This is a genomic window from Azospirillum isscasi (assembly GCF_030849505.1).
Classification (GTDB): Bacteria; Pseudomonadota; Alphaproteobacteria; order Azospirillales; family Azospirillaceae; genus Azospirillum; species Azospirillum isscasi.
Genome location: NZ_JAUJFI010000096.1, coordinates 1 through 22,533, shown reverse-complemented (window position 1 = coordinate 22,533; position 22,533 = coordinate 1). Strand labels below are relative to the sequence as shown.

Here is a 22,533-nt window from a genome sequence, read left to right as displayed (position 1 = left end):
CACTGGGCCGGGTTCAGTCCATCGGTGAAGGCGAGGCTGGCGGTCGTCCGCAGCACCTGCGCCATGACCTCGGCGGTGACCGGCGGGCTTTCGGCGACGCGCCCACGGTGGCGGAGGCGGTGCCCGCCGACCCCGCCCGCCTGCCGGAACTGGTGGCCTGCCTGTTCGATGCCGACGCGGGCGTGCGGATGCGCGCCGCCGACGCTTTGGAACGGGTGTCGCGCGGCGACGCCCGCCCGCTGGACGCCTTCGCGGACCGGCTGCTGACCGACGCCGCGGCCATCGAGCAGGCGGAGGTGCGCTGGCATCTGGCGGCCATCCTGCCGCGCCTGGCCCTGACGGACGGGCAGCGGTCGCGGGCGGTCGCGCTTCTGGCCGGCTGGTTCGAAAACCGGGCCAGCCGGATCGTGCAGAGCGCCGCCCTTCAGGCCATGGTCGATCTGGCGGCGGACGATCCGGAGCTTCGCCCCGTCGCGGCGGACATGCTGGGCCGGGCCATGCGCTCCGGCGTGTCGTCGCTGGCGGCAAGGGCGAAGCGCATCCTGAAGCCGTTCGAGGTGGACCGCGCCACGCTGGACGCCGCCCTGCTGCCGGAAACCAAGCCGCTCACCCTGACGGTGCTGCCGGACCGGCTGGCCGTGGCGCGGCTGGCGCCGGGGGACGGCGTGCCGGCATGGCTCGACTGGACCGACCCGCTGGTCAGCGCCACCCGCACGGGGGAGGAGCTGTCCATCCTCTGCCGCGAATCCCGCGTGCCGGACGGGGTGAAGGCGGAGCGCGGCTGGCGCGCCTTCAAGGTGGAAGGGCCGCTGGACTTCTCCCTGTTCGGGGTGCTGGCGCGCATCGCCGTGCCGCTGGCCCAGGCGCGGGTCTCGATTTTCGCCATCTCCACCTACGACACCGATTACGTGCTGGTGCGGGACGAGGACCTGCCGCGTGCGGTGGAGGCGCTGAAGCGCGTCTGCACGGTCGTGGAGCCCTCCTGACCCTACGCCCGCCGGGCCTCCTCCGGCTCGGCGGCGGCGAGCACGCCCAACTCCTCCAGATGCGTGACGGCGCCGGTGAGGCTGGTCGCCACGCGGTCCGCCGCGGTCTGTGCGGTCGCGTGCTCGGGCGCGTCGGCTTCGGGGTGGGCGCTCCACAGGCACAGCAGGATCGGCACGCCGGGGCCGAAATGCAGGCGCAGGCGGCGCACCAGCCGGCGGGCGTGCGACAGGGCGGACGGGTTCAGGTAGGACAGCGCCACCGCCGATACGCCGGTCGGGGCGAGGGCGGCGATGGCGCGGGCGGAGACCTTTTCGCAGGGGATCACGTCGGCCCGCAGGCCGCGCGGGCGCAGCAGATGGCCGAGAAGCGCCGCCGCGGCCTCGTCCAGATCGTTGCGGGCGCCGATGCACAGGACCAGCGGCGTGTCCGCCGCGGCGGGCGGGGAGGCTTCGGCCAGCTCGTCCAGCAGCGCCGCCATGCCCTCGGCCACCGCCTGCCGTCCTTCCGGGTTCAGGCGGTTGCGCTGCCGGTCCTGCTCGGCCAGCGACAGGGTGGGCAGCAGCAGGCCGTGCCCGGCCTCCGCCAGCCCGCCTTCGGTCACCCGTTCCTCGGCGATCTCCGCGGCCTCGATGGGGTCGCGGGCGAGAAGGCGTTGGTACAGTTTGGCCTCGTCGGGCAGCACCGGGCGGTCGCCCAGCATCACCTCCAGGAAGTGAAGCTGCGGGACGTGCCGGCCCAGCACCACGAGGCAGACGGTCAGCGGGGTCGCCAGCAGCAGCCCGACCGGCCCCCACAAGGTGGTCCAGAACACCGCCGCGACGATGATCGCCAGCGACGACAGCCCGGTGGCGGAGCCGTAGAGCCAGGGCTCCACGACGTTGTTCGAGAACAGCTCCACCGCCACGAACAGGGCGATGCAGAGCAGCGGCAGCGTCCAGCCCTGGTCCACCGCGAAGGACAGCAGGATCGGGAAGGCCGCGGCGATCGCCGGCCCCAGGAAAGGGATGAAGCGCAGCACCGTCGCCAGCAGGCCCCACAGCAGCGGGTTCGGCACCCCCAGCAGCCACAGCCCCACTCCGATGGGAATGCCGTAGGTGACGTTGACCACGCACTGCATCAGCAGATAGCGGCTGACCCGCTCGCCCGCGTCGTTCATCGCCTCCGTCGTGCGGCTGAGGTCGCCGGAGCCGGCCAGCCGGATCAGCCGGTCGCGCAGATCCTCCCGTTGCAGCAGCATGAAGATGGTGAAGACCAGCACCATGCCCGCCGTGGCGACCGGCGCCATGGCCGGACCCAGCACGTCGCTGATGATCGTCAGCGCGTCGGAGCCGCCTTGCTCGATCCGCACCGGCACCGGCTCCCGCGCGGCGCCGGGCGCAGGAAGGGCGGTGGTTGGAGCCGGGGCGGCGGGCGGGGGGTCCCCGGTGACCTGCTCCAGCCCCTGCTTCAGGTCGCGGAAGGCTTCCGTCGCCTGCTGCACCACGCCGCCGCTGCCCGCCGACGCGGCGCTGGAGCGCAGCGAATCCAGCTTGGCGTGCAGGTTCCGCTGATAGCTGGGCAGGTTGTCGGCCAGATCGGCGATCTGCCCGCCCACCACCGTGCCGAAGGCGGCGATGGCCGCGAAGACCAGCACCACCACGGCCAGCACCGACGGCACCCGGCCCAGCCGAAGCCGCTCCAGCCGGCTGACGATGGGCGCCAGGACGAAGGTCAGCAGCACCGCCAGGGCGATGGGAACCAGGATGCCGCTTCCCAGATACAGGGTCGCCACCACCAGCGCGATGACCAGAAGCGTGGTCTGGGTGGAGGCGGGCGGGGCGGCCTTCGGCACCGGGATGGGGCGGGCCTGCAACCGGCGGGCGGTGTCCTCGGCCATGGTCTGCGGAGCCTCGGGGAAGGGGTGAGAGAGTGCAGAACACGGGCGGAGGCGGCGCGTTCCGGCTCCGGCGGGCGCATTTTCCGCCAGGACCGTGATGTTTGCGGTCTATGGCCTGTTTAAACCCGCGTGGTTATCTCGTCTGAAGGAGGGGGCTATGCGTAAGGTTGCGGTTCCGGTCCTGTCGGCGGTCGCGCTCCTGGCCCTGGGAGGCTGCGCCGAGACGTCGAGCTGGTTCGGTGGGGGAGAACAGGCGTCCCGCCCGATGTCCGAACAGTCGCTCCAGACCGCCTCGCGGATCGAGCCGCAGGCCATGCTGGGCAAGTCCGTCGTCGCCTATGACGGGCAGAAGGTGGGGCAGGTGGAGGACGTGCTGTTCAACCGCAACAACCGCCCCAGCCAGCTCGTGGTCTCCACCGGTGGCATCATGGGCATCGGCGGGCACAATGTGGCGCTGGACATCGACAACGTCCGCTACAGCCAGCAGCAGGACGCCATCGTGGCGACCAAGCTCACCAAGGAGCAGTTCGCCAACCTGCCGGAATTCCAGTATGGCGGGAACATGATCTCCCTGAACCGGCAGAAGACGGCGCAGTAACTGGTCCGCATAGGGAAGCCGCCGGCATCGCGTCTGCCATCTTGCGGAGGCGATGCTGCGGCCCGCGGCCCGTCTAATCGTCCGCCGGTCCCCGGCGCCCCTGCTTGACCGCCGACCGTTTCGCCTTTCCCTCCAGCCGCCGCTGTTGGGAGCCGTAGGTCGGCTTGGTCGGGCGGCGGTTCTTCGGGACGACCGTCGCGTCCCGGATCAGGTCGATCAGCCGTTCCCGCACGTCCTCGCGGTTGCGGAGCTGGCTGCGGTAGGTGTCGCCGACGATGATCAGCACGCCCGCCGCGGTCATGCGCGAACCGGCCAGACGGACCAGCCGGGCCTTCACGTCGTCGGGGATGTTCGGCGACGCCGCCACGTCGAACCGCAACTGGACCGCGCTGTCCGTCTTGTTGACGTGCTGGCCGCCGGGGCCGGAGGCGCGGATGAAGCTTTCCTGAAGCTCGCTCTCGTCCAGGCTGATTCGGTGGGTCACGCGGATCATGCGCGGGACTCCATGAGGTGAGCGGCCATCAGTCGGCCGCCGCCGTCACGCCTTCCTGCTCCTCCACCGCGAGATCGAGAAGGGGGAGGAAGCTGGCCGGTTCCTGCGCGCCGGACAGGGCGTAACGCCGGTTGAAGATGTAGCAGGGCACCGCCTGGAGCCCGAGTTGCCGCGCCGTGGCGTCGGCGTTGGAGACCGCCGTGGTTTCCGCGTCGCCGGTCAGCAGGCTCTTGATTTCCGTGAAGTCGAAACCCAGCCCGGCGGCGGTGGCGGACAGCGTGTCGCGGTCGCCGATGTCCAGGCCGTCCACGAAATAGGCATGGAACAGCGCGTCGGCCATCCGGTCGCCCAGCCCGTGCCGGGCGGCGATGCGGATCAGCCGGTGCCCGTCGAAGCTGTTGGGCGTGCGCCGGATGCGGTCCAGGCGCAGCGGCAGGCCGTCGCGCTCCGCCGTTTCCTCCACCACCAGATGAATCTGCCGCGCCCGCTCCGTCCCGCCGAACTTGGCGGCCAGATAGGCGCTGCGTTCCATCCCGCCCGGCGCCATGTCCGGGTTGAGCTGGAAGGGTTGCCAGCGCAGCTCCACCTGGACCCTCGGGCGGTCGGCCAGCGCGCGGGCAAGGCGCCGCTTTCCGATGTAGCACCAGGGGCAGATCAGGTCGGCGTAGGTTTCGATCAGCATAGGCCCACTATCCCCCATTCCCGCCCCGCCGCGCAACCGCCCTGCCCGTGGGGCGTCCTGCCGCGTTCGGAGAGCCGCCTTTGCAACCCTTTGTTAACCCTTGCCGCCCGAGAGTCGCAGTGTTCCGCGGACGAGGGTCCGCGGCGGTTGGAGGTGTGCGGGCGATGGCGAATTCCTATGTGGACGGCAAGGTGCGCGACGCGCTGATGGCGGCCAAGGGAAGCCGGGCCACCGCGCAGAAGCTGCTGATGGCCTGGGCCGTCGAGGACCCCCAGCTTCTTCTGGGCATCGCGCAGCCTTTCCTGAAGGCTATCGCCGCGGCGGCGGTGGAGCGGGGCGCCCGCCCGTCGTCTCCCGCCCGGGCCGCGTCCGCGGGTCCGGGCCGTTCCCGCACGTCCGCGGATTCGGCGCTGAGCAAGGAGGCGCTGGCCGACGTGCTGAGCCGCCTGGGCCGCGATCCGGGGGAGGATGCACCGGCGCCGCGCGCCCGCGGCGCCTCACCCGGCCCGCTGAAGTCCGCCACCATGGTGGTTCCCGCGGGCGGGGGCGGGCAGGGCGGCGTCAGCCATGAGAAGGCGATGATGACCCTCGCCAAGGCGTTCGTGGCGAAGAAGATGCGCTGACCGGCCCAAACGCCGCCGGGATCATTCCGCCGTCATCATCCGCTCGATCCAGCCCGGCTGCCGCGGCTCCGGCTTCAGGTCCGGCGGGGGGCTGGCCAGGGCGGTGTGGCCGTTCTTGAAGGGATCGGGGATGTGGTGGCAGTCCACGTCCGCCAGCGTCCGGTAGCAGTAGAGGCGCGACCGGTCCACATACTGCTTCTCCGGGCAATACTGGCCGGTTTCCGAAAAGACGATGGCCGAGCAGTCGCGCCCCGTCGCCGCGGAGACCAGATGGTCGCCGAGCGTCTTCTTGGTGCTGGTGACGGAAGCCAGATCGGCCCCCACGCTGGCCACCATCATCGGCCCGCTGCAGCCGCCCAGCGGAACAGCCACCAACGCCAGCGCCGCAATTGCCCGAGCGAGCATCATGACCCCATCCACCCCGTACCGTGTCCGAACCCGATTCCAGGCAGATCCCGTTAACAAGCTGTGAATCAGCGCAGCAGCGTGCAGATTCTCGACCGGCATTGCACCAGCACGAAGGCCTCCTTGTCCTCCGTGCAGCCCACCTTGAACACGGTCTGGCCGGACCGGCCCGTGGCGTAGCTCATCACCTCCACCTTGGCGGGCGTGCAGTTGCCCAGCGACTTGGCGGCCTCCTTGGCCTCGGCCTGCCCGGCGGAGACGTTGGCGCCCTGCACCGCGGGCGAAGCCAGGAGGCACAGCGCGAGGGCGCCAAGGGCGGCGGAAGGGACGATGAAACGCATGGCCTGAACGGTTGGCTGGCGGGTCGGAGTGGGGGATTATGACACGGGTGGCCCGGAATCGGCTGTGCAAAAGCGCCGCCGAATCCGGCTCAGGCGTTTCCTCCCGGTGCGGGATGCCGGTGCGACAGGAAGAAGCGAAGCATCTCCCGCGCGGCGTCCGGTCCCTGCGGGTCGGTGTAGGTGCCGTCCGGGCTGCCGCCGGACCAGGCATGGCCGCTGCCATGGACGGTCCATTGCTCGCACAGGGTCTTTCCGTCGCGGCCCTTGTGCAGGGTGCGGGTGTAGTCGCGCCCGCCGGGCGCCTGCCCCTCCTCGGTTTCCGCCGTCAGGTCCCCGGCGGCGGCGATGGCCTGGGCCGTCACATGGTCGCCGTTGCGCGGATGCACGACCTTGTCCGCATCGCCGTGGAAGACGATGGCCGGAACGACCGGCGTCCCCGCCGCCGGGCGCTGGCCGGGGGAGGAACCGCTCTTCATCGCCATCAGGGCGGACGGAACGCCGCTGGCCGAGCCGTAGGGCAGGCCGGAATGCACGCCCACCGCGGCGAACAGGTCCGGATAGGCGGTCGCCATGACCATCGCGGCGGACCCGCCCGCCGAAATCCCGGCGACATAGACGCGCTGCGGGTCGGCCCCCAGGTCCGCCAGGATCCGCCCGGTGGCTCCGGCGATCAGCGAGGGTTCACCCTGGCCGCGGCGCTGGTGGCCTGGGTTGAACCAGTTCCAGCATTTCCTGTCGTTTGCCGCGGGCGTCTGCTCCGGATAGAGCACGAGGCAACCGGCCTCCTCCGCCAGCCGGTTCATGCGGGTCCCGGCGGCGAAGTCCTCCGGCGACTGGGTGCAGCCGTGCAGCATGACCAGCAGGGGGCGTGGCCCCGCCGCCGAACCCTTCGGCACGAACAGGCGGTAGGCGAGTGATCCGGCGCCGTTGGCGAAGGTCCCCGGGGCCATCGGTTCCGCCGCGGGCGCGGGCACGGGAGCCCTCTCCGGTGGAGGGGACGCCGGTGCGGCGCGCCCGAAGATCTTCCGCAGCATCGCCGCGATGCGTCCTTGCCCGGCGATGCGGCGGAGGAATGCGACGGCTCTGGCCGGGATCAGGCGGGTCCGGGGGCTGTCGGTCACGGGCGGCGGCTCCGGGTTTCGTTCGGCAGGGAAGGCGATGGCCGTGCGGATGGTAAGGGAGGGGGCGGTCGAGGACAACCGCCGACGCTCCTTCGCGGCCGCGTCGGAGTTCCCTGCCGGCGCCGCAAGCCGGCAGGGCTGGTTCCGGCTGAGGTCGGCGACGTTCACGCCAAGCATGCCGCGGGCGTCCGTTGGATGCGGATACTCCCTTCCGCGCTTATCCAGGGGCGTGACCGATGGCTGATATTGAATTTGTTCTGGGTGAATTGATCGCGCTGGAAACGATGATCCCCACTGTCGAGGGTACTCCAACCGATCTTCCAAACGGCATTTCTGGAAACCACAACGGAGGCGTCTACATAATATTAAACACGTATCCGTATACGGTGAACACTCAGAACCCTTTGAACCCCAACCGATACATGGGGGTTACAACCGATTTTCAGTCGAGATTTGGTCAAAGACAAGCCGCGTGCTTCGAGCTCGGGCTGGAGCGTCAGGTCCTGGACGGTGTCGGCGCATTTTTAGGAACCGTGCGATACAGGAACTACGGGGATGTTAACTGGCAGGACCATGATGGCTACAATTCAAATAATAATGAATTGATAGTCGAACTTGATGGTAATGAATATGACATAGAGCATATTTTCATAAAAAGCTCTCACGAAATTTTTGGCGGAACCATCACGAATACGAACAAAATCGATGCGCTCACGAACGTCGGGGATTATCCACTTGATATTTACATTTCTTGGCAAAACAACAACATGCAACAGATCAGGAATTGTGTGATTCAGCCCGGCGGTCAAATCGTCTGATGATGCCGGCAAGGTGCTTTGGCAGCGGGAAAAGCCGCAAGAGCCCGTTTGACGAACGCTTCAAGGGCAGACCCGTCGAAGCGGCGGGCGTGCCATGGCGAGCCGCATCGTGTTGCCGGAGACGGCGATCCGGGCTCCATGGTCTTGAACCAGACGTCTCCAGCGGCTCATCCATCCGAAGGTCCGCCCGACCAAGGTGGTTTGCGCGGCGGCGCCATCTGCGCTAACCATCCGGTTCCGCAAGCGAGGATGGCTCCACCGTCATGAGCACCGACATCACCCTGGTCCTGGGGGGCGCCCGCTCCGGCAAGAGCCGCCACGCCGAAGGGGTGGTGACCGCATCGCCCGGTCCGCGGGTCTACATCGCCACGGCCCAGATTTGGGACAGCGAGATGGCCGACCGCGTGGCCCGCCACAAGGAGGACCGCGGCCCCGGCTGGACCACGGTGGAGGAGCCGCTGGACCTGCCCGGCGCTCTGCGCCGCCACGCCGGGGCCGGGACGAATGTGCTGGTCGATTGCCTGACGCTGTGGCTGTCCAACCTGATGATGGCGGAGGCCGACCTGCCCGCCCGCACCGCCGACCTTCTGGCCGCTCTGGCCGAGGTGGAGGGGCGGGTGGTGCTGGTTTCCAACGAGGTGGGGCTGGGCATCGTGCCGGACAACGCTCTGGCGCGCCGTTTCCGCGACCACGCCGGGCGGCTGCATCAGGACATCGCCGCCGTGGCAAACCGGGTGGTCTTCGTCGCCGCCGGGCTGCCGCTGCTGCTGAAAGGGGAGAGGGCATGAGCGAAGACGCCAACCAGAACCATGTGGGCCAGAACCATGTGGACCAGAACCACGCGGACCAGAATGCCCGCCACGCCGAGAAGATGAAGCGGCGCAAGGCGCTGCATGACCGCGTGATGGCCAGCAAGACCCAGGAGAAGGGCCTACTGATGGTCAACACCGGCAACGGCAAGGGCAAGTCCACCGCCGCCTTCGGCCTGATCCTGCGCGCCGCCGGGCACGGCATGCGGGTGGGCGTGGTGCAGTTCGTCAAGGGCGCCTGGTCCACCGGCGAGACGGTGGCGCTGGAACGCTTCGACGACCTCGTGGATTTCTACACGATGGGCGAGGGCTTCACCTGGGAAACCCAGGACCGCGAGCGCGACATCGCCGCCGCCAAGGCCGCCTGGGCCAAGGCGCAGGAGCTGATGGCCGATCCCAAATACGGCCTCGTCGTGCTGGACGAGCTGAACATCGTGCTGCGCATGGGCTACCTGCCGGTCGAGGAGGTCCTGCCCGTGCTGACCGGGCGGCGGGAGGGGCTGCATGTGCTGGTCACCGGGCGCACCGCGAAGCCGGAGCTGATCGAGGCCGCCGACCTCGTGACCGAGATGACGCTCGTCAAGCATCCCTTCCAGGCGGGCATCAAGGCCCAGCCGGGCATCGAGTTCTGAGCCATGGCCGCAGCGAAGGCACCGCCGCGCGCGATCATGTTCCAGGGCACCGGCTCCGACGTCGGCAAGTCGCTGCTAGTGGCCGGGCTGTGCCGGGCGCTGGTGCGCCGCGGGCTGTCGGTGCGGCCCTTCAAGCCGCAGAACATGTCGAACAACGCCGCCGTCACCGCCGACGGCGGGGAGATCGGGCGCGCCCAGGCGCTCCAGGCGCGGGCCTGCGGGGTGGCCCCGTCCGTCCACATGAACCCGGTGCTTCTGAAACCGCAGTCGGACGTCGGCTCCCAGGTGGTGGTGCGCGGCGTCGTGGCGGGCACGGCGCGAGCCGGCGACTACCAGTCCCGCAAGGGGCAGCTTCTCCCCACCGTGCTCGACAGCTTCGAGCGGCTGAAGGCCGAGGCCGACATGGTGGTGGTGGAGGGGGCGGGCAGCCCGGCGGAGGTCAATCTGCGGGCCGGCGACATCGCCAACATGGGCTTCGCCACCGCGGCGGGCGTGCCGGTGGTGCTGGTGGGCGACATCGACCGCGGCGGCGTGATCGCCAGCCTCGTCGGCACCCACGCCCTGCTGCCGCCGGAGGAGCGGGCGCTGGTGGCCGGCTTCCTCATCAACAAGTTCCGCGGCGACGTGCGGCTGTTCGACGGCGGCCTGTCGGTCATCGCGGAGCGCACGGGCTGGCGCGGCTTCGGCGTGGTGCCCTGGCTGGCCGACGCCGCCCTGCTGCCGGCGGAGGACGCGGTGGCGCTGGACACCTGGAAGGTCCGCGCCGGGGGGCGGCTGCGCGTCGCCGTGCCCATGCTGTCGCGCATCGCCAATTTCGACGATTTCGACCCGCTGGCGCAGGAGCCGGACGTGGCCCTGTCCATGGTGCCGCGCGGCCAGCCGCTGCCGGGCGACGCCGACCTGATCGTCTTGCCGGGCAGCAAGGCGACCATCGCCGATCTGGCGGTGCTGCGCGCCCAGGGCTGGGATGTGGACCTTGCCGCCCACCGCCGGCGTGGCGGGCGGGTGCTGGGCATCTGCGGCGGCTATCAGATTCTGGGCCGCCGCATCGCCGACCCGGACGGCATCGAAGGGCCGCCGGGCGAGGCCGAGGGGCTTGGCCTGCTGGATGTGGAGACCGTCCTGAAGGGGCCGAAGGTTCTGGAGGAGACGACCGGGACGGAGACCTCGACCGGGGCCGCCGTCGCCGGATACGAGATGCACATGGGCCGCACGGAGGGGCCGGACCGCGCCCGTGCCATGCTGGTCCTGGCGGACGGACGGACGGACGGGGCGGTGTCCGCCGACGGGCGGGTGCTGGGCTGCTACCTGCATGGCCTGTTCGGGGCGGACGGCTTCCGCGCCGCCTTCTTGAGGGGGCTGGGCGCGGAGGCGTCCGGCCAATCCTACGCCGCCACGGTTGAGCAGGCTCTGGACCACATCGCCGCCCGGCTGGAGGAGCATGTGGACGTCGAGGCCCTGCTGGCCGTGGCGCGGTAGAGGCACGGCGGCCGCGTTCGGATCCCCTCGCCCCGTCGGGGAGGGGATTCGCTCGATCCGCAGCCGATCTACAGTCCCTTTCTCCGGCGCCCTTCGGCGTCGGCGGCCTTCATGGCGGCCAGGACGCGCCGCGGGGTGACCTCGTGGGGCTCGTTGTGGATGGTCTCGCCCTCCGCGCAGGCCCGCTCGGCGGCCAGCAGCAGCCGTTCGTCCGACACGCCGGCAAGGCCGATGTCGGCGAGCGTCGTCGGCAGGCCCACCGCCTTGCAGAATCCGTACACCTCGTCCAGCACCGCCGGCGGGCGGTCGCTCAGGATCAGCATGGTCAGGGTGCCGAAGGCGACCTTCTCGCCGTGCCAGTAATGGTGCGTCTCCTCCAGCGCGGTCAGGCCGTTGTGGACGGCGTGCGCCGCTGCCAGCCCACCGCTCTCGAAACCCAGCCCGCTCAGCAGCGTGTTGGCCTCCACGATGCGCTCCAGCGCCGGGGTGACCACCCCCTGCTCGCAGGCCGATTTGGCGAGCACGCCATACTCCAGCAGCGTGTCGTAGCACAGCCGGGCCAGCGCGAAGGCGGTCATCGGGCCGACGCGCCCGGTCATGTTGCCGCCGCGCTTGATGCGGCAGTCCTCCGCCTCGAACCATGTGGACAGGGCGTCGCCCATGCCGGACACCAGGAAGCGCACCGGCGCGTTCGCCACCACGCCGGTATCGACCAGCACGAGGTCCGGGTTGCGGGGCAACACGAGGTAGCGCTTGAAGGCCCCCTCCGGCGTGTAGATCACCGACAGGGCGCTGCGCGGCGCGTCGGTGGAGGCGAGCGTCGGGACGATGGCGGTGCGCGCGTCCAGCGCGTGGGCGACCGCCTTGGCGGTGTCGAGCGCCTTGCCGCCGCCGATGCCGACCACGACGTCGGCCTGCATGGCGCGGGCGATCCCGGTCAGCCGCTCGATCTCCTCGTCGGAGCATTCGCCCCGGAATTCCTGGACGTCCAGTTCGACGCGCCCGGCGGCGGCGTCCACCAGCCGGCCTTTCAGCGTCTTCAGAACGAAGCTGTCGGTGACGGCCAGAGCTTTTTTGCCCAGCCGGGCCAGATCCTCGCCCAAGCTGTCGAGGGCGCCGTTGCCCTGGACGTAGCGGGCCGGAAAGATCGCGGTGGTGATCATGATTCCCTCCTCCGCGGATTGGTAACCGCAGTGGAGCAAGACCTTTCTGCCTCCGCAATGACCTGCCTCAAGTTGCGGCGCAGCAAGGGCTTTTGCCACTTTTGCGCACGGTGAGGGGGATGAGGCGCGCGACCGGCGGAGCCCATCCGCTGGCTCGCTTGTCCCCCATCTGCTATGGGTTCGGCCTTTCCGATCCGTGGCATCCTGGGCAGCATGACCGACACCGTTCCCCCCTTTCTCAACGTCGCCCATTCCCTGTCCGGCAAGCGCTGGCAGGCGCGGCCCTATGACGAGCGGCTGGCCTGGGGCTTGGCGCAGGGGCGGGGGCTGCCGGAGATCGTCGGGCGCGTGCTCGCCGCCCGCGGGGTGACGGAGGACGCCTGCGACGGCTTCCTGAATCCGACCCTGAAGGCCCTGCTGCCCGATCCCTCCCGCTTCAAGGACATGGACACCGCGGCGGAGCGCATCGCCCGCGCCGTCATGGATGGGGAGCCGGTGGCCGTCTTCGGCGACTACGACGTGGACGGCGCCACCTCCTCCGCGCTGCTGCGGCGCTTCTTCCGGGCGGTGGGGGCGGACCTGCGCATCTATGTGCCCGACCGCATGAAGGAGGGCTACGGCCCCAACGGTCCGGCGCTGCTGCGGCTGAAGGCCGAGGGCGTGCGGCTGGTGGTGACGGTGGATTGCGGCATCTCCGCCTTCGCGGCTCTGGAAGCGGCGGCGGGAGCCGGGCTGGACGTGGTGGTGCTCGACCATCACGCGGCGGAACCGCGCCTGCCGCCGGCGGTCGCCCTGGTCAACCCGAACCGGCTGGACGAGGACGGCGCCTACCGCACGCTGTGCGCGGCGGGGGTCACCTTCCTGGCCGTGGTGGCGGTGAACCGGGCGCTTCGCAACGCCGGATTCTACGCGGGGCGCAACGAGCCGAACCTGATGGAATGGCTGGACCTCGTGGCGCTGGGCACGGTGTGCGACGTGGTGCCCCTGACCGGGCTGAACCGGGCGCTGGTGGCGCAGGGGCTGAAGGTGATGGCCCGGCGCTGCAACCCCGGCCTGTCCGCGCTCGCCGACGTCGCCGGGGTGAAGGAGAAGCCGGACGCCTACCACGTCGGCTTCGTGCTCGGCCCGCGGGTCAACGCGGGTGGGCGGGTCGGCGCCTCGGACCTCGGCGCGCGGCTGCTTTCCACCGACGACCCCATGGAGGCCATGGATCTGGCCCAGAAGCTGGAGGCCCACAACGCCGAGCGCCGCACGGTCGAGCAGGGTGTGCTTGAAGACGCTCTGGCCCGGTTGGAGGAGCATGCCGAGGAACTGGCCGAGCTGGTCTTCGTGGCGGGGGAGGGCTGGCACCCCGGCGTGATCGGCATCGTCGCCAGCCGCCTGAAGGAGCGCTACAGCCGCCCCGCCTGCGTGATCGCCCTGGAGCGGGGCGCGGACGGCGCGGTGATCGGCAAGGCGTCGGGCCGCTCGGTGCGCGGTGTCGATCTGGGGGCCGCGGTGATCGCCGCGCGGCAGGAGGGGTTGCTGCTGGCCGGCGGCGGGCACCGGATGGCGGCGGGCTTCACCGTTGCCGGGGACCGCATGGCCGCCCTTCAGGAATTCCTGACCAGCCGTGTCGCCGAACAGGTGGCCGCGGCGCCGCTGGTTCCGACGCTGGAGCTGGACGGCGCGCTGTCCGTGGGGGCGGCGAACGCCACACTGGTGGACCGCCTGAATCAGCTCGGCCCCTTCGGCACCGGCAACGCGGAGCCACGCTTCGCCGTCACCGACGCCCGCGTGGTGCGGGCGGACGTGGTCGGCGCGAATCACGTCCGCTGCATCCTTCAAGGCAACGACGGCGCCCGGCTGAAGGCCATCGCCTTCCGCGCGCTGGACAGCGAGATGGGAAAAGCCCTGCTGATGGGCCGCGGATCGCCTTTCCACATCGCGGGCGTCCTGCGCATCGACCGTTGGAACGGAACCGAGGGAGTCCAGCTTCTGATCGACGATGCGGCGCCCTCGCAAACCGTGTGAATGCAAACAAATTCGACGCGGGGCCGGTGCATGGGGGGTATACGCGAAAGAGGTAGGAAGACGTTGCAGAAAACGCTTGCGCTGAGCCCGTCATCCCATTAGTAATCCCGCCACGCCAACGACGTCCCCATCGTCTAGAGGCCTAGGACACCGCCCTTTCACGGCGGCGACAGGGGTTCGAATCCCCTTGGGGACGCCACTTACCGAGCGGTAAGTGAGATCGATAGCTTAGATCTACATGGCGGTGATCTCTCGCAGCAGCGTATCGTAGCAGTCCGAAGTTTGCCGTGCGAACCTCCGGTCTGTCTGTTTTCCGACGCGCCCGATGATCAATCTCCCTTGAAGTGTTAGAGCTTGGCTGGTCCTGTCCCCTATTCCTGGTTGCTGACACGGCAACTCCGGAAGGCAAGTCGAATGTCTCAGTATGAGGTGAACTTCAGGCCGGTTACACTGATGGAGGGGTCGTAGCTGCGGATCGTCAGCGTGACACCGTCCTTGGCCGTGTAGCCGCCGAAGGTGCCTGCGATGGTATCGCCGACGTTGCCCTCGCTCATGTTGGTCCGGACGTTGAGCGAGAGGCCCGCAGCACCATCACCGAAATCGGCAACGTTGTACCGTCGCCCGGACAGCGTCAGGGAAGCGGCCTTCTCGCCAACATGCCCGGCGCCACCCCACTTTTGCATGTCGATTTGCAGCGCGCCCGACTTCAGCTTGTCCTCCAGCGTGGTCGCGTCGAAACCGGTCCCCGCGAGTTCGAGCGCGAAATTCGAAACCTCGCGGCCATTGTTGGCGAAGGACAGGTAATGCGTGCTCTCAGAAGCCGGGGTGGTGTCGCGTGTCGGGACGCCGACCTGTGTGCCCGCCGGGGCGGCGACCGTGCCGTTCCAGATGTAGCGTTGCGAAGCCTTGATCAGCGTTTCAGCGTCCCCCGCGCTGACTTCGGAGGCCACGTAGCCGTAGTCTCCGCTTTTGGCCACCGGCAGCGCGCTGGTGATGGCCTGCGCCCTGGCAAGCTCCTCATCGGTGGCTTTGGTCGAGGTGGAGTAAATGCCGTTCGTGACAGGCCGGAGCGCATCGGCGGTTGGCGGTGCCACCTGGGTAGCGGTCTGCGTGGTGGCCGGAGGGGCGATGGGTGCTGTCGGTGTGCCGCCTTCCGTTCCGGTCGCGCCGGATGCAACGGTGGTGTTGGATGGCGGTGGCGTGGTCGAAGGCGCGTTCTTCTGATAGGCGGCCGCGGCCGCCGCGGGCGAAGTCATTGAGGTCGCGGCCGTGGTCGATGCCGTGTCGGACGCGGCCTGTGCCAACGTTGCGGTGTTGGTGCCGGACAGCATGCTGCGGGGGGTGAACGGCCGTGGCTGGGTGACCGACGCCGGGGTGGGCGGCTGGGCCACTGCGGGCGCTAACGGTGCCGGGGAGACGGCTGGCGCGGGCGTGGAAGGATCTGAGGCCGCCTTGGTCTCAGCGGCGGCGCGGGCGTTGAGGAGTGAACGAGAGTAGAAGCGCGGAAGGGCGCCGGCGTTTACGGCAGTGTCCACGGTTGATGCCATTGGGGTCCCTCCTTCCGGCGCCGTGTCCGCACGCGGCCTCTCCTTGTTGAATATGGCTAAGTTCAGGTTTCATGGCGAGAGGCGGGTTCGCCGCAGTCCGTGCCACAGGGCGGTTTCCCGAAATGGCTTGGTGGGCTAACGTTCTCCCAAACCCAACCAAGGGTGAAAGGGACGGGAGACCTCCATGACCATTCCAACCACGACTCTTCCCTCGGGAACCGCCGTGCCGGTGCTCGGCCAGGGCACCTGGTACATGGGTGAGGACAGCCGCGACCGGGCGCGGGAGGTTGCGGCGCTCCGGCTTGGCCTCGACCTCGGCATGACGCTGATCGACACGGCGGAGATGTACGCCGAGGGCGGGGCGGAGGAGGTGGTCGGCGAGGCCATCGCCGGGCGCCGCGACGACGTGTTCCTGGTCAGCAAGGTGCTGCCGATGAACGCCAGCCGCCGCGGCACCATCGCCGCCTGCGAGCGCAGCCTGAAGCGCCTGCGCACCGACCGGATCGACCTCTATCTGCTGCACTGGCGCGGCAGCCCCGACTTCGCCGAGACCATCGGCGCCTTCGAGACGCTGATGCGCGAGGGCAAGATCGCCCGATGGGGCGTCAGCAACCTGGACCTTCAGGACATGGAGGAGCTGATGGATACGCCGGGCGGGGAGGGGGTGCAGACCAACCAGCTTCTCTACAACCTGACGCGCCGCGGCATCGAGCACGACCTTCAGCCCTGGTGCCGCGCGCGGGGCATCCCGGTCATGGCCTACTCGCCCATCGAGCAGGGGCGGATGTTGCGTCATCCGGAACTTCGCCGCATCGCGGAACGGCACGGTGCGACCCCGGCCCAGGTCGGGCTGGCGTGGCTGCTGCGGCAGGATGGGGTGATCGCGATCCCCAAGGCGTCGGACCCCGCCCACGTCCGCGACAACCGCGCCGCCGCCGACCTGCGGCTGGACGGGCAGGACCTTGCGGACCTCGACCGGGCCTTCCCGCCGCCCCGCGGGCCGCGTCCGCTTGAGATGCTGTAGCGCGGCGAAGCGCCGCGCTTCCGGTGGCGGACTCGATTTCCTCGGCCGAATGGCCTATGTATGCTGCATTGCGGAATCAGGAATACCTGATTCCGCGTGCCGGTCATCTGGGAATCGAAGCATGCTCGCCATCGTCCTTCTGTCCATGCTGCTGTCGGGTTTCGCCATCGTCGTGGCGCGGATTCTGACCGTCCAGGTCGCCGCCGCCGGCATGCCGGTGCGCGATCCCTGGTCGCCCGGCCATCTCCGCCGGGTGAAGAAGGCCCGCAAGGAGCAGGAGGAAATCGAGGGCGGCCCGTCCTGGGCGTCGTTCCCGCGCGCATTCTGACGTCTGTCCCAAAAAGCAGGTCGGGCCGGGAGAGTTTCCCGGCCCGACCGCGTTCGGGTGCTGATGTGCCGTCCTTGACGTTCCGGTGCCTTACTGGGCCGGCTCCGCCGCCAGTTTCGAGGCGGGCAGGGTCGCCGTGATCTGGCGGGCCCGCATCGGCTTCAGGACGAAGATCGCCAGCAGGGCGGCGATGCCGTTCACCGCGGCGGCGAAGAAGAACACCGCCTGCCAGCTTCCGGTCGAAGCCACCGCCACGTTGGCGAAGGGAACGACCAGCGACGCGGTGCCCTTGGCGGTGTAGAGCAGGCCGGCGTTGGTGGTGGCGAACTTCGAGCCGAAGGAGTCGCCGCACAGCGCCGGGAACAGGCTGTAGATCTCACCCCAGGCGAAGAACACCAGACCCGTCAGGATGACGAAGGCGACCGGGTTGTGGCCCCACTGGTTCAGCGCCAGGATGCCGAAGCATTCCAGGGAGAAGGCGATGAACATGGTGTTCTCGCGCCCGATGTGGTCCGACACCCAGCCGAAGAAGGGGCGGGTGACGCCGTTCAGCACGCGGTCGATCGACAGGGCGAAGGTCAGCGCCGGCAGGGTCAGGCCCATGATGCTGACGGGCACGCCATCCAGGTGGAAGTCCTTGGCGATGGGGCCGAGCTGCGCGGTCGCCATCAGGCCGCCCGCCGCCACCATCACGAACATCGCGTACATGACCCAGAAGACCGGGGTCTTCAGCATCTGGACCGGGGTGTAGCTCTCGCGGGTCTGCGACACCGCCGAGCGGGTGACCTCCGGAACCTGGCCCTTCTTCGGCGACGCCAGGAACCAGGCGAGCGCGAGGATCACCACGCCCTGGCCGATGCCGAAGGTCATGAAGGTGGCCTCGTAGCCCGAGGAGTGGATCATGTTGGCGATGGGAACGACCGTCAGGGCCGAGCCGGCGCCGAAACCGGCGGCGGTCAGGCCGGCGGCGAGGCCGCGGCGGTCGGGGAACCACTTGAGCGCGTTGCCCACGCAGGTGCCGTAGACGCCGCCGGCGCCGATGCCGCCCAGCGCCGCACCCAGATAGAGCATCGCCAGGGAGTCGGCGACCGAGTTGACCGCCCAGGCCACGGCGCACAGCGCGCCGCCGATCAGGACGACGATCCGCGGGCCGAACTTGTCGACGAACCAGCCTTCGATGGGAACCAGCCAGGTTTCCATGACGACGAAGATGGTGAAGGCCACCTGAATGGCCGCACGGCCCCAGTGATACTTCTCGTCGATCGGGTTGACGAACAGAGTCCAGCCATACTGCAAATTCGCGATCATCGACATGCAGATGACGCCGATGACGAGCTGGAACCAGCGGCCACCGAGGGGCCCCTTCGGGGCCTCCGTGAGGGCTTGGTGCATTTGTCTCCTCCTAGAAGCGATCTCTTTGTGAAGCGGTCTTTTGCTTTGAGTCGGGTTGTTGTTTTTCTTTTTTTGACCGGAGGCTTCCCGTGGTGTGCCGGGTTCGTCTCCATCGCCTTGGCCTGACCGCGGAACCCGCCGCTTGGTGTGGACGGCTTAAGTTCCCGGAGTGAGCGTTCTTGGCATTAGTGATATGGTATGCCAGATACAGTTTCTGGCGCAAGCTGTTTGTCAGCGTAACAAACAAACTTGGCGTCGGAGAACCGTCCTGCCACCTTCGGAGGTGTTGGCTTTCCTCATCCGATTGGGGATTCGAGGCGCCGGGACGGACCGGCGCCGATCATTCGTTGGTAAAACGGATGTGGCTTTCTTGGTATATGGTATACATATATCGCAAAGGCTCGCCGCGACGCGGCTCGTCCTTGTCCCTCCGGGGAGAGGCCGGACACCCGATGGGAATCCATCGGCAACAAGGGAGGAGACGACTCGATGACCACCGCCATCTTTACCCACCCGGACTTTCTGGCGCACGACACCGGCCCGGGGCATCCGGAACGCCCCGAGCGGATTGCCGTGGTGTGGGAGGTTCTGGACCGCGACGAGTTCCGTGGCCTGCCTCGGCACGAGGCCCCGGAAGCGGAGGTCGAGCAACTCCGCTGGGTGCATGATCCGGCCTATGTGGACGCCGTGCTGAGCGCGGTTCCGGACAACGGCCATGTCCGGCTGGACGCCGACACGGTGCTGTCGCCCACCTCGCGCTCGGCGATCCTGCGGGCCGCCGGGGCGGTCTGCGCCGCGGTGGACGCGGTGCTGGACGGGACGGCGAAGAACGCCTTCTGCGCCGTCCGCCCCTGCGGCCACCACGCGGAGCCGGCCCGCGCCATGGGATTTTGCGTCTTCAACAACGTGGCCGTCGGCGCCGAGCACGCCCGCAAGCGGCGCGGCCTGACCCGCGTCGCCGTGGTCGATTACGACGTCCACCATGGCAACGGCACCCAGGCCATGTTCTGGGACGACGCCGACCTGTTCTTCGCCTCCACCCACCAGTCGCCGCTCTATCCCGGCACCGGCTCGATGCGGGAGACCGGAGTCGCGGACAACATCGTCAACGCGCCGCTGCCGCCCAACGCCGGAACGGTGGAGTTCCGGCAGGCCATGGAGCGCCGGATCCTGCCCGCCCTGGAGGAGTTCCAGCCGGAGCTGATCCTGATCTCCGCCGGATTCGACGCCCACACCCGCGACCCGCTGGCGTCGCTGAACTTCACCGGCGCGGATTTCGAATGGGCGACCCGCAAGCTGGTGGAGGCCGCGAACCGGCTGTGCGGCGGGCGCGTCGTCTCGGTGCTGGAGGGCGGCTACGACACGCTTGGTCTCGCGGAGGGCTGCGCCGCCCATCTTCAGGCTTTGATGCGCGCCTGACCGCGCCGTTTCGCATGGCCCACTCATCAATTGGGACATCTTTTCGACGGTCTTTGTGCGGGTGCATCATGCGGACAGTTGCTTCCGGCACGGATTATCTGGTATACCAAATACCAGAGGGCGCAGCAGAGTCCCTCATACACACAAAAAATGGGAGTTACGCACGATGGACCAGCGGATCGCCGAACCGAACGCCGCCCCGAACGCTGCCGACCAGCACACCATCGAGATCACTTTGGCGAAGACCGACGCCGACATCGCCGACAGCTACGCGGTGGTGAAGGAACTGCGCACCCACATGACGGATGCCGGCGCCTACGCCGCGCAGATCCGCCGGCAGATGGAGGACGGCTACAACCTCGCCCTCCTGCGCATCGACGGCGAGGTGGCCGGTTGCGGCGGCTTCCGCGTTCACGAGACGCTGTCGCGCGGCCGCTATATGTATGTCGAGGATCTGGTCACCTCGCCGAAGCACCGCTCCTTCGGTCTGGGCGACAAGCTGTTCGACTGGCTGGCCGCCCAGGCGCGCGAGAAGGGCTGCGCCCAGATGGAGATCATCTCCGGCGTCCAGCGCGGGGACGCGCACCGCTTCTATCACCGCAAGCGGATGACGGTTAAGGCGTTCCAGCTCGTCCTTCCGCTCACCTGATCCCGCGCACCGGATAGACCCGCGAACCGGGCGTCCGGACGGGCCGGGCGCCCGGTTTTCCATGCTCGATTTGTCGTTGGAAAACCCAGGATTCTCGCCCGATTCCGGATCATGCCCCTCCCTCGACAGGGTCTATTTTGCCAGTTGACATCTGGTATCTGGTATACCAAACTCCGTATTTGTTCGGTGTGCTGATTGATTGGGGTTACTGCAAAGGCCGCGCGGCGCGCGGCCGATAAATGGGGGAGAGGAAACGGGTTATGAAGATCTGCATCTTTGGGTCCGGGGCCATCGGCGGCTATCTTGGTGTGCGTCTCCACCAGGCCGGCGCGGATGTCAGCCTCGTGGCGCGTGGCGCGCACCTCACGGCCATGCGCGAGAACGGCGTGAAGCTGATCGTCGGAGAGGAAGAGACGGTCGTCCGCCCCCGCTGCACCGACAACGCGGCGGAACTCGGCCCGCAGGACTACGTCATCATCGGCCTGAAGGCCCACTCCGTCCCCGGCGTGGTGGACGCCATCCAGCCGCTGCTGGGCAAGGACACCGCCGTGGTCACCGCGGTCAACGGCATCCCCTATTGGTACTTCTACAAGAACGGCGGCGATTTCGAAAACCGCGTGCTCGACACCGTCGATCCGGGCGGCATTCAGTGGAAGGGGCTGGGGCCGGAGCGCGCCATCGGCTGCGTCGTCTACCCCGCGACGGAGGTCGTGGAGCCCGGCGTCATTCAGCACATCTACGGCGACAAATTCTCGCTGGGCGAGCCGGACGGCACCCAGTCCGACCGCGTGAAGGCGCTCAGCGCCGCCATGGAGGCCGGCGGCCTGCGCGCCCCGGTGCTCGACCGCATCCGTGACGAGATCTGGCTGAAGCTGTGGGGCAATCTCTGCTTCAACCCGATCAGCGCGCTCACCCACGCCACGCTGGACGTCATCTGCTCCGATCCGGAAACCCGCGCCGTCGCCAAGGCGATGATGCTGGAGGCCAAGGAGATCGGCGACCGTCTGGGCGTGCATTTCCGGGTGGATGTGGAACGCCGCATCAACGGGGCCGGCGCCGTCGGGGCGCACAAGACGTCCATGCTTCAGGATCTGGAGCGCGGGCGCCCGATGGAGATCGACGCCCTGCTGTCGGTGGTCCAGGAGATGGGCCGCATGGTCGGCGTCGCCACCCCGACCATCGACGTGGTGCTGGCGCTGGTCCGCCAGCGCGGCGAGATCGCCGGCTGTTACACGCGCCCGCACCAGCCGTCGTCCGAGGCCGCACCGGCGGTCGCCGCCCAGTAGGGCTGAAACGGTCCGGCCCCGCATCAAGAAGCCGACGCCCCGAAAGACGAAGCGAAGCAACGCCGAGGGGCCGGACAATCGGTTCACAGGAGGAGCGTCATGAGGGTTGAAGACATTCTCCGCCGGAAGGGGACGCGCATCGGGACGGTGCGCATCAACGAAACCGTGGAAACGGCGTTGCGCCTTCTGAAGGCGGAAAACACCGGCGCGCTGGTGGTCAAGGACGTCTGCCGGACCGAGGGCAACACGGTCGTCGGGGTGATTTCCGAACGCGACATCGTGCGCGGCCTGACCGACCGCGGGCCGGGCATCCTGGCCCTGCCGGTCACGGCGGTGATGAGCAACCATCCCGTCTGCTGCGCACCCGGCGATTCCGTCCGCCGCGTGCTCCAGTTGATGGACGAGCACACCGTCCGCCACATCCCCGTCCTGGACGGCGCCTCGCTGGTCGGCGTGGTCAGCGTGCGCGATCTCATCAAGGCTCAGCTTGAGGCTGCGCCTCCGGACGCCGACCCGGGCGAAGCCGTGAACTATCCCGTCGCGGCGGCCTGACAACCGACAGCCGGCGTTCATGGCGGCGCGGAAGGGAGCGGTCACCCGCATCCATCCCGGGTGGCCGCTCCGCCGCCCTCCGGGCCTGTCGCCGGACCACGCACCGGTACAGACATCATTCGAGAATTGACCGGCGGGCCGCCCGCCGAGGCCGCCCGCCGTCAAGGCCGGAGCGCTGACGCCTCGTCCTGCCGAATGCTTTGGGAGGCAACCAACAATCATGAAAATCGCCATACCCAGGGAGCGGCGCGCGGGCGAGAATCGCGTCGCGGCGTCTCCGGAGACGGTCAAGAAAC

23 protein-coding genes and 1 tRNA gene are annotated in these 22,533 nt (G+C 68.8%); 15 read left to right on the top strand and 9 right to left on the bottom strand.

Features of this window, described 5'->3' with window-relative positions:
* Nucleotides 1-2 precede the first annotated feature (2 nt).
* Nucleotides 3-986, top strand: a complete 984-nt coding sequence (locus QSG27_RS18295; protein ID WP_306708605.1) for an ACT domain-containing protein — start codon at nucleotides 3-5, stop codon at nucleotides 984-986.
* Between the two features lie 2 nt (nucleotides 987-988).
* Here QSG27_RS18295 and QSG27_RS18290 read toward each other — a convergent pair whose 3' ends face one another.
* On the bottom strand, nucleotides 989-2,863 hold the full coding sequence (locus QSG27_RS18290) for an AI-2E family transporter (protein ID WP_306708604.1): 1,875 nt from the start codon (nucleotides 2,861-2,863) through the stop codon (nucleotides 989-991).
* Nucleotides 2,864-3,020: 157 nt separating this feature from the next.
* On the opposite strand from QSG27_RS18290, the gene QSG27_RS18285 reads away from it, so the two are divergent.
* Complete coding sequence (locus QSG27_RS18285; protein WP_306708603.1) at nucleotides 3,021-3,461, top strand: PRC-barrel domain-containing protein; 441 nt, start codon at nucleotides 3,021-3,023, stop codon at nucleotides 3,459-3,461.
* 73 nt (nucleotides 3,462-3,534) lie between these two features.
* On the opposite strand, the gene arfB is transcribed toward QSG27_RS18285, so the two are convergent.
* Nucleotides 3,535-3,954 (bottom strand): alternative ribosome rescue aminoacyl-tRNA hydrolase ArfB, encoded by a 420-nt coding sequence (gene arfB / locus QSG27_RS18280; protein ID WP_306708602.1) that lies wholly within the window; start codon nucleotides 3,952-3,954, stop codon nucleotides 3,535-3,537.
* Nucleotides 3,955-3,982: 28 nt separating this feature from the next.
* Nucleotides 3,983-4,636, bottom strand: coding sequence for a DsbA family oxidoreductase (locus QSG27_RS18275; protein WP_306708600.1), 654 nt, complete (start codon nucleotides 4,634-4,636; stop codon nucleotides 3,983-3,985).
* A 164-nt stretch (nucleotides 4,637-4,800) separates the two neighbouring features.
* Between QSG27_RS18275 and QSG27_RS18270 the strand changes: the two genes are divergently transcribed.
* Nucleotides 4,801-5,259 (top strand): hypothetical protein, encoded by a 459-nt coding sequence (locus tag QSG27_RS18270; RefSeq protein ID WP_306708598.1) that lies wholly within the window; start codon nucleotides 4,801-4,803, stop codon nucleotides 5,257-5,259.
* Nucleotides 5,260-5,280: 21 nt separating this feature from the next.
* On the opposite strand, the gene QSG27_RS18265 is transcribed toward QSG27_RS18270, so the two are convergent.
* The 3 genes from QSG27_RS18265 to QSG27_RS18255 all read right to left on the bottom strand — a co-directional run bounded on the left by QSG27_RS18265 (nucleotide 5,281) and on the right by QSG27_RS18255 (nucleotide 7,126).
* Nucleotides 5,281-5,667: a hypothetical protein gene (locus tag QSG27_RS18265; protein WP_306708597.1), complete on the bottom strand. Its 387-nt coding sequence runs from the start codon at nucleotides 5,665-5,667 to the stop codon at nucleotides 5,281-5,283.
* Between the two features lie 65 nt (nucleotides 5,668-5,732).
* Nucleotides 5,733-6,005 carry a hypothetical protein gene (locus QSG27_RS18260; protein WP_306708595.1) on the bottom strand — a complete coding sequence of 91 codons (273 nt, stop codon included), beginning with the start codon at nucleotides 6,003-6,005 and terminating at the stop codon, nucleotides 5,733-5,735.
* An 89-nt stretch (nucleotides 6,006-6,094) separates the two neighbouring features.
* Entirely contained in the window at nucleotides 6,095-7,126 is a 1,032-nt protein-coding gene (locus QSG27_RS18255; RefSeq protein WP_306708593.1) for an extracellular catalytic domain type 1 short-chain-length polyhydroxyalkanoate depolymerase, read from the bottom strand.
* Between the two features lie 236 nt (nucleotides 7,127-7,362).
* Here QSG27_RS18255 and QSG27_RS18250 point away from each other — a divergent pair, with 236 nt between their 5' ends.
* The 4 genes from QSG27_RS18250 (at nucleotide 7,363) to QSG27_RS18235 (ending at nucleotide 10,864) form a co-directional block, all read left to right on the top strand.
* Complete coding sequence (locus QSG27_RS18250) at nucleotides 7,363-7,944, top strand: hypothetical protein (protein ID WP_306708591.1); 582 nt, start codon at nucleotides 7,363-7,365, stop codon at nucleotides 7,942-7,944.
* Nucleotides 7,945-8,207: 263 nt separating this feature from the next.
* Entirely contained in the window at nucleotides 8,208-8,732 is a 525-nt protein-coding gene (cobU, locus tag QSG27_RS18245; RefSeq protein ID WP_306708589.1) for a bifunctional adenosylcobinamide kinase/adenosylcobinamide-phosphate guanylyltransferase, read from the top strand.
* Nucleotides 8,729-9,385 (top strand): cob(I)yrinic acid a,c-diamide adenosyltransferase, encoded by a 657-nt coding sequence (gene cobO, locus QSG27_RS18240; RefSeq protein ID WP_306708588.1) that lies wholly within the window; start codon nucleotides 8,729-8,731, stop codon nucleotides 9,383-9,385. The genes cobU and cobO overlap by 4 nt, the downstream gene beginning before the upstream one ends.
* A 3-nt stretch (nucleotides 9,386-9,388) precedes the next feature.
* Entirely contained in the window at nucleotides 9,389-10,864 is a 1,476-nt protein-coding gene (locus QSG27_RS18235; protein WP_306708586.1) for a cobyric acid synthase, read from the top strand.
* 68 nt (nucleotides 10,865-10,932) lie between these two features.
* On the opposite strand, the gene QSG27_RS18230 is transcribed toward QSG27_RS18235, so the two are convergent.
* Nucleotides 10,933-12,027, bottom strand: coding sequence for a glycerol dehydrogenase (locus QSG27_RS18230; protein WP_306708585.1), 1,095 nt, complete (start codon nucleotides 12,025-12,027; stop codon nucleotides 10,933-10,935).
* A gap of 213 nt (nucleotides 12,028-12,240) precedes the next feature.
* Here QSG27_RS18230 and recJ point away from each other — a divergent pair, with 213 nt between their 5' ends.
* Together recJ and QSG27_RS18220 are read left to right on the top strand one after the other, a co-directional pair.
* Nucleotides 12,241-14,040 (top strand): single-stranded-DNA-specific exonuclease RecJ, encoded by a 1,800-nt coding sequence (gene recJ / locus QSG27_RS18225; protein ID WP_306708583.1) that lies wholly within the window; start codon nucleotides 12,241-12,243, stop codon nucleotides 14,038-14,040.
* 123 nt (nucleotides 14,041-14,163) lie between these two features.
* Nucleotides 14,164-14,239: transfer RNA gene (locus QSG27_RS18220), tRNA-Glu, on the top strand.
* A 220-nt stretch (nucleotides 14,240-14,459) separates the two neighbouring features.
* Here the strand turns inward: QSG27_RS18220 and QSG27_RS18215 are convergent.
* Nucleotides 14,460-15,587, bottom strand: a complete 1,128-nt coding sequence (locus tag QSG27_RS18215) for a hypothetical protein (protein WP_306708581.1) — start codon at nucleotides 15,585-15,587, stop codon at nucleotides 14,460-14,462.
* A gap of 184 nt (nucleotides 15,588-15,771) precedes the next feature.
* Here QSG27_RS18215 and QSG27_RS18210 point away from each other — a divergent pair, with 184 nt between their 5' ends.
* Both QSG27_RS18210 and QSG27_RS18205 read left to right on the top strand, forming a co-directional pair.
* Nucleotides 15,772-16,611, top strand: a complete 840-nt coding sequence (locus tag QSG27_RS18210) for an aldo/keto reductase (RefSeq protein WP_306708579.1) — start codon at nucleotides 15,772-15,774, stop codon at nucleotides 16,609-16,611.
* 121 nt (nucleotides 16,612-16,732) lie between these two features.
* Nucleotides 16,733-16,939, top strand: coding sequence for a hypothetical protein (locus tag QSG27_RS18205; RefSeq protein WP_306708577.1), 207 nt, complete (start codon nucleotides 16,733-16,735; stop codon nucleotides 16,937-16,939).
* Nucleotides 16,940-17,029: 90 nt separating this feature from the next.
* On the opposite strand, the gene oxlT is transcribed toward QSG27_RS18205, so the two are convergent.
* Nucleotides 17,030-18,331 carry an oxalate/formate MFS antiporter gene (gene oxlT, locus QSG27_RS18200; protein ID WP_306708576.1) on the bottom strand — a complete coding sequence of 434 codons (1,302 nt, stop codon included), beginning with the start codon at nucleotides 18,329-18,331 and terminating at the stop codon, nucleotides 17,030-17,032.
* Nucleotides 18,332-18,820: 489 nt separating this feature from the next.
* Between oxlT and QSG27_RS18195 the strand changes: the two genes are divergently transcribed.
* The 4 genes from QSG27_RS18195 (at nucleotide 18,821) to QSG27_RS18180 (ending at nucleotide 22,237) form a co-directional block, all read left to right on the top strand.
* Nucleotides 18,821-19,750, top strand: coding sequence for a histone deacetylase family protein (locus QSG27_RS18195; RefSeq protein ID WP_306708573.1), 930 nt, complete (start codon nucleotides 18,821-18,823; stop codon nucleotides 19,748-19,750).
* A 166-nt stretch (nucleotides 19,751-19,916) separates the two neighbouring features.
* Nucleotides 19,917-20,399, top strand: a complete 483-nt coding sequence (locus QSG27_RS18190) for a GNAT family N-acetyltransferase (protein WP_306708571.1) — start codon at nucleotides 19,917-19,919, stop codon at nucleotides 20,397-20,399.
* 260 nt (nucleotides 20,400-20,659) lie between these two features.
* Entirely contained in the window at nucleotides 20,660-21,685 is a 1,026-nt protein-coding gene (locus QSG27_RS18185) for a 2-dehydropantoate 2-reductase (RefSeq protein ID WP_306708569.1), read from the top strand.
* A gap of 99 nt (nucleotides 21,686-21,784) precedes the next feature.
* A complete protein-coding gene (locus QSG27_RS18180; RefSeq protein ID WP_306708567.1) occupies nucleotides 21,785-22,237 on the top strand; it encodes a CBS domain-containing protein in 453 nt (150 codons plus the stop codon).
* Nucleotides 22,238-22,533 lie beyond the last annotated feature (296 nt).

Excerpts from the sequence above, each read along its gene's own strand:
- QSG27_RS18190 (WP_306708571.1), top strand. The coding sequence starts at position 19,917 with ATGGACCAGCGGATCGCCGAACCGAACGCCGCCCCGAACGCTGCCGAC.
- arfB (WP_306708602.1), bottom strand. The coding sequence starts at position 3,954 with ATGATCCGCGTGACCCACCGAATCAGCCTGGACGAGAGCGAGCTTCAG.
- oxlT (WP_306708576.1), bottom strand. The coding sequence starts at position 18,331 with ATGCACCAAGCCCTCACGGAGGCCCCGAAGGGGCCCCTCGGTGGCCGC.
- QSG27_RS18215 (WP_306708581.1), bottom strand. The coding sequence starts at position 15,587 with ATGGCATCAACCGTGGACACTGCCGTAAACGCCGGCGCCCTTCCGCGC.
- QSG27_RS18250 (WP_306708591.1), top strand. The coding sequence starts at position 7,363 with ATGGCTGATATTGAATTTGTTCTGGGTGAATTGATCGCGCTGGAAACG.
- QSG27_RS18195 (WP_306708573.1), top strand. The coding sequence starts at position 18,821 with ATGACCACCGCCATCTTTACCCACCCGGACTTTCTGGCGCACGACACC.
- QSG27_RS18205 (WP_306708577.1), top strand. The coding sequence starts at position 16,733 with ATGCTCGCCATCGTCCTTCTGTCCATGCTGCTGTCGGGTTTCGCCATC.
- QSG27_RS18270 (WP_306708598.1), top strand. The coding sequence starts at position 4,801 with ATGGCGAATTCCTATGTGGACGGCAAGGTGCGCGACGCGCTGATGGCG.
- QSG27_RS18285 (WP_306708603.1), top strand. The coding sequence starts at position 3,021 with ATGCGTAAGGTTGCGGTTCCGGTCCTGTCGGCGGTCGCGCTCCTGGCC.
- QSG27_RS18290 (WP_306708604.1), bottom strand. The coding sequence starts at position 2,863 with ATGGCCGAGGACACCGCCCGCCGGTTGCAGGCCCGCCCCATCCCGGTG.
- QSG27_RS18180 (WP_306708567.1), top strand. The coding sequence starts at position 21,785 with ATGAGGGTTGAAGACATTCTCCGCCGGAAGGGGACGCGCATCGGGACG.
- recJ (WP_306708583.1), top strand. The coding sequence starts at position 12,241 with ATGACCGACACCGTTCCCCCCTTTCTCAACGTCGCCCATTCCCTGTCC.
- cobO (WP_306708588.1), top strand. The coding sequence starts at position 8,729 with ATGAGCGAAGACGCCAACCAGAACCATGTGGGCCAGAACCATGTGGAC.
- QSG27_RS18210 (WP_306708579.1), top strand. The coding sequence starts at position 15,772 with ATGACCATTCCAACCACGACTCTTCCCTCGGGAACCGCCGTGCCGGTG.
- QSG27_RS18275 (WP_306708600.1), bottom strand. The coding sequence starts at position 4,636 with ATGCTGATCGAAACCTACGCCGACCTGATCTGCCCCTGGTGCTACATC.
- QSG27_RS18260 (WP_306708595.1), bottom strand. The coding sequence starts at position 6,005 with ATGCGTTTCATCGTCCCTTCCGCCGCCCTTGGCGCCCTCGCGCTGTGC.
- cobU (WP_306708589.1), top strand. The coding sequence starts at position 8,208 with ATGAGCACCGACATCACCCTGGTCCTGGGGGGCGCCCGCTCCGGCAAG.
- QSG27_RS18265 (WP_306708597.1), bottom strand. The coding sequence starts at position 5,667 with ATGATGCTCGCTCGGGCAATTGCGGCGCTGGCGTTGGTGGCTGTTCCG.
- QSG27_RS18185 (WP_306708569.1), top strand. The coding sequence starts at position 20,660 with ATGAAGATCTGCATCTTTGGGTCCGGGGCCATCGGCGGCTATCTTGGT.
- QSG27_RS18235 (WP_306708586.1), top strand. The coding sequence starts at position 9,389 with ATGGCCGCAGCGAAGGCACCGCCGCGCGCGATCATGTTCCAGGGCACC.
- QSG27_RS18230 (WP_306708585.1), bottom strand. The coding sequence starts at position 12,027 with ATGATCACCACCGCGATCTTTCCGGCCCGCTACGTCCAGGGCAACGGC.